3 protein-coding genes and 1 pseudogene are annotated in these 3,995 nt (G+C 64.7%); 1 reads left to right on the top strand and 3 read right to left on the bottom strand.

Annotated features, from left to right (window positions below):
• The 3 genes and pseudogenes from VK519_RS05325 to VK519_RS05315 form a co-directional block, all read right to left on the bottom strand.
• Window positions 1-735: pseudogene (locus tag VK519_RS05325) on the bottom strand (M13 family metallopeptidase N-terminal domain-containing protein); the annotation flags it as partial.
• 72 nt (window positions 736-807) lie between these two features.
• Window positions 808-2,613: a M14 family metallopeptidase gene (locus VK519_RS05320; RefSeq protein WP_414692700.1), complete on the bottom strand. Its 1,806-nt coding sequence runs from the start codon at window positions 2,611-2,613 to the stop codon at window positions 808-810.
• Window positions 2,613-3,269: a DUF502 domain-containing protein gene (locus VK519_RS05315; protein ID WP_324348091.1), complete on the bottom strand. Its 657-nt coding sequence runs from the start codon at window positions 3,267-3,269 to the stop codon at window positions 2,613-2,615. Before VK519_RS05315 ends, VK519_RS05320 begins: the two co-directional genes overlap by 1 nt.
• A 190-nt stretch (window positions 3,270-3,459) precedes the next feature.
• Here VK519_RS05315 and VK519_RS05310 point away from each other — a divergent pair.
• A partial coding sequence (locus tag VK519_RS05310) for a polysaccharide biosynthesis/export family protein (protein ID WP_324348090.1) occupies window positions 3,460-3,995 on the top strand: 536 nt, incomplete at its 3' end.

Here is a 3,995-nt window from a genome sequence, read left to right as displayed (position 1 = left end):
GGCTTCGGACACACCGCCCAGCTGCAATGTCTTGGCGATGTACGCCACGTACTGCTTGCGGATCTCGGCGTAGTCGGGCTTGCTGTAGTAGTCCTTGGTGGGCAGGCCAAGGCCCGCCTGGTTCACGTAGCCGATCTGCATCTTGGCGTTCTTGAAATCCGCGCCGGAGCCGAACTCGAACACTTTGTTGTCGCCGTGCGAGAAGCTGTCGTTGATGAAGTCGACAAGGTCGGCCTGGGACTTCAGGCCGTCGATCTTCTCAAGCTGCGGCTTGGCCGGATCGATGCCGGCGCGGTCCACCGAGGCTTCGTCCATGCCCGAGTGATACAGCCAGCCGATCTTCTGCTCCACTGAACCGGCGGCCGCGCTGTCGGCGTTCTTGGCCGCTGCGTCGACGATCTCGTGCTGGGTGGTGAGGCTGGCTTCGGCCAGCTTGTCGAACGCACCCCAACGGGTGCGGTCATTCGGGATCGGGTTGGCGGCGATCCACTTGGAGTTCACGAAGCCGTTGAAGTCGTCGCAGGCCTGGATCGAGGTGTCGAGGTCGGCAATGTTGAACGTGGGACCTGCTGCGGAGGCCGCGGCGGCCGGGGCAGCGGCGGTCGAAGCGCTGGCTGCGCTCTGCGACGGGGCCGGCGTGCTGGCGGGGGCGGCATCGTCGTGTTTGCCGCAGGCGGTAGCCGCCAGGGCCAGGCTGACGGCGAGCGCCAGCGGCTTGATGAACTGGGTGGTCATGGATGTCCCTCTGTGTGGAAATGACCCCGGCGGCCGGGGCGACGGTTGAGACTAGGAAAAAAGTCACGGTCCCTACAGTGTCGAAGGTAACGCCGGTTTCTGCTGCAACCGCAGCACGGGATAGGCCCCCACGCCCTGCACGGTGTACCAGGGCGAGCGTTGGAAGAAGAAAAACAGCCTTGCCCGGGCGCTGGCGGCGAACGCCTTGTCGTCGTTCAATTTTTTCTCAAATTCAGCTTTGAGGGCTGGATCGGAGGCCATCATCCGGCGGGCCAGGGCCTCCAGTACCCGGGGTTCGCCGTATTCCTTCGGCTCGAACGTGGCGTCGAAGAAACCCCAGCGCAGGAGCGAGTCAGGTGCCTGGGGCTCGAGCAGTTCGATCGCCACGTTGGCGGCGCGCTGGTCCATCGGCACGATCACCGAGCCTGCCGGCAGGGTCACATGGCGCTTGACGGTTGCCTGGGTGAACGATTGCACCATCAGCCGGCCTTCGAAGGGCTTGGAGGCCCAGACCGGGTTGTCCAGCTGGTAGCCGTCGGCATCGACGGTGAGCGGCGCGGTGAGCCTGCGGTAGGTGATGCCATGGGCGTCGAGCCGGGCGATGGCCTGCGTCCACTGGGCGGGGACGGCGTAGGCCGCAGGCGGCGTGATGCTGATGCCCGGCAGCAGGCCGTCCTGGTCTTCGATCTGGTAGGTCTTTTTCTTCGTGGGGTCGTATTGCACCCAGATGTCGCCGGAGACGTCGCTCTTTGTCTGGCTGAATGCGTAGCCCTTCAACGCCCTGGTGGTGGTGGCCGGATCCGGTTTGAAGGTGATCGGCACGCTGGCCCCCGCGTTCGAGGCCCGGGCGACGGTGGTGGCATCGGCTTTCGTGGTGGCGGCGGTAAGTTCTTCCGGGTGCGCGGCAATATCCCGCAGCAACTGGGCCAGAAGATCGTACGTGGCACGCACGCGCACCTCATACGATTTGAGCATGTGGGTTTCGATCAGCAGCGCCGGGCGGTTCTGTAGCGCCGCGTAGCCGGTGGAGAAGCGTGGCCCGGAACCGAAATTGACGAGGCCCTTGGTGATGTCCCGCCCGTCCTTGAATTCAAGATAACGGGAATTCAAATGCCCCATGCGGTCGAAGGCCGGCATCACCCGCGCCAGGGTGGCGCGCTGCCAGGCATCGATACCCGGGTCGAGCTTGTGGGGATCCTCGGTGTACCAGGTGAGGTCGTACTGGTAGTCCGCGCCATCGGTGGTGTGCACGTCCACCAGGAAATCAGGCAGCCACGCGTTCCAGAGTTTGAGCCACGCGAGCATCTCCGGGGCATCGGCCTTGATGTAGTCGCGGTTCAAGTTGAGGTATTGCGACTGGCCGCGGAAGCCCATCGATTCGGGGCCGTTCTGGTTGATGCGGTTATAGGGGCTCGACTGCTCGTGGCCGTCGACGCTGAACACCGGGATGTACACCAGCACTACATGATCCAAAACGCCGGCGAATTTGCCGCCAAGGGCGAGGTCGCGCAGCAGCATCAGCCCGGCGTCCTTGCCCTCGATCTCGCCAGGGTGGATGCCGGCCTGCACCAGCAGTACGGGCAGGTGGCGTTCGCGGGCGATGGCGGGGGTGATGCCAGGGACATTGCTTGCCACGACCACGTCCATCGCCCGGCCCTGGGGCGTCGTGCCGAAGGACATCAGTTGCAGGCGGCCGGGTGCGGCGGCGACCAGGCGCTGGAGGTAATCCACCGTGGTGGCATAGTCGGGCGTGGTGCGGAAAGCCGAGGCCTCGGCGGGCGTGGTCCATTTTCCGCTGGCGGGGAGGGTGGGGGCCGACGCGTGGGCAACCATGGCAACGGTGGAGAGCAGGGCGGCGGCAAAAATGGCAAGGCGCATCAGGTCTCGTCCACGGGCAGGCGGGAGGGCAGGATATCCGGCGCCACGGCGCCGCCGGAGATGATGAAGGCCATCGCCTGGTCCATGGTCCAGTCGGTAGGCGTAAGCTCTTCCACGGGTACCAGTTCCAGGTAGCCGCCGGTAGGGTTGGGCGTGGTAGGGATATACACCGCGGCGATCTCCCTTCCTGAGTGTTCCTCCACCATGACCCGGGTGACGAAGCCCACCACTTTCATGCCGTCACGGGGGAAATCCACGAGCACCACGCGCTGCAGGCCGCCGGGCTGGTTCTGCAGTACCGACATCAGCTTCTTGGTGCCGCCGTAGATCGTCTGCACCAGCGGGATGCGATTGAGCACGGCATCGAATGCGCCGATCAAGCGCTTGCCGACCACGCGGCTGGCCAGCAGGCCCACCAGGTAAAGAGCCGCCAGGGTAAGCACCAACGCCAGCAGCCAGGTAAACCAGCTGTCGCGGATGGCAGCTTCCGTGGCAGGCGATACCCAGCCCACGGCATGCATGGCAACCACCACCAGGGGCGCGCCGATGCCGGCCAGCAGGTTCACCACGAACGAGAGCACCAGCCACGTTACCCATAGCGGGATGAAAGTGAGCAGGCCCGTGACGAGGTAGCGTTTGATGCGAAGCGATGGCATGGGCAAAGGCAGTGGCTGGGGGAACGGTTAGTGTAGCAACGTGGCCTTCCCGGGCCGGGGAAGCGGTTCACGGTCTACCCAACCAAAGTACTAGACGCCATGGACGAGCCTTTCCAGCCGTGTAGTGAATCGTTTTGTGCGGGGCATCTGGTTACCGTGGCTACAGTTCCGGCCACTGGCAGTGATGCTCATGAAGATGCTCCGTTTCCTTGCGACGGTAGGACTGGCAGGTGCGCTCACTGCGTGTGCCACGGGGGGTTCCACCGAACCACCGCCCAAGGTGGATTCGGCAACGCAAGCGGTCAATACGTACCTGATCGGCGTGGACGACCAGTTGCAGGTAACGGTGTGGCACAACCCCGACCTTAGCGTGAGCGTGCCGGTACGGCCCGACGGCAAGATCACGGTGCCCCTGATCGGCGACGTCGAGGCGGGCGGCAAGACCACGGCCGCCGTATCGACGGAAATCAGCACGAAGCTCGCTTCATTTATCCGTGATCCGCAGGTAGCCGTGATCCTTACCGCCTTGCGCAGCCACGAATACCTCTCACGCGTCCGGGTAACCGGCGCGGTGCGCAGCCCCATTTCCATTCCCTACCGGCAAGGCATGACCGTGCTCGACGCGGTACTCGCCGCCGGCGGCACCACCGAATTCGCAGCCCCCGATCGCACTGAGCTCTACCGCCACGGGGAGGCCGGAGCGACCACGTCGTACGCGATTCGGCT

The organism is Pinirhizobacter sp., from assembly GCF_035317885.1.
GTDB lineage: Bacteria > Pseudomonadota > Gammaproteobacteria > Xanthomonadales > Rhodanobacteraceae > Pinirhizobacter.
This window is presented reverse-complemented; position numbering and strand designations above follow the sequence as displayed.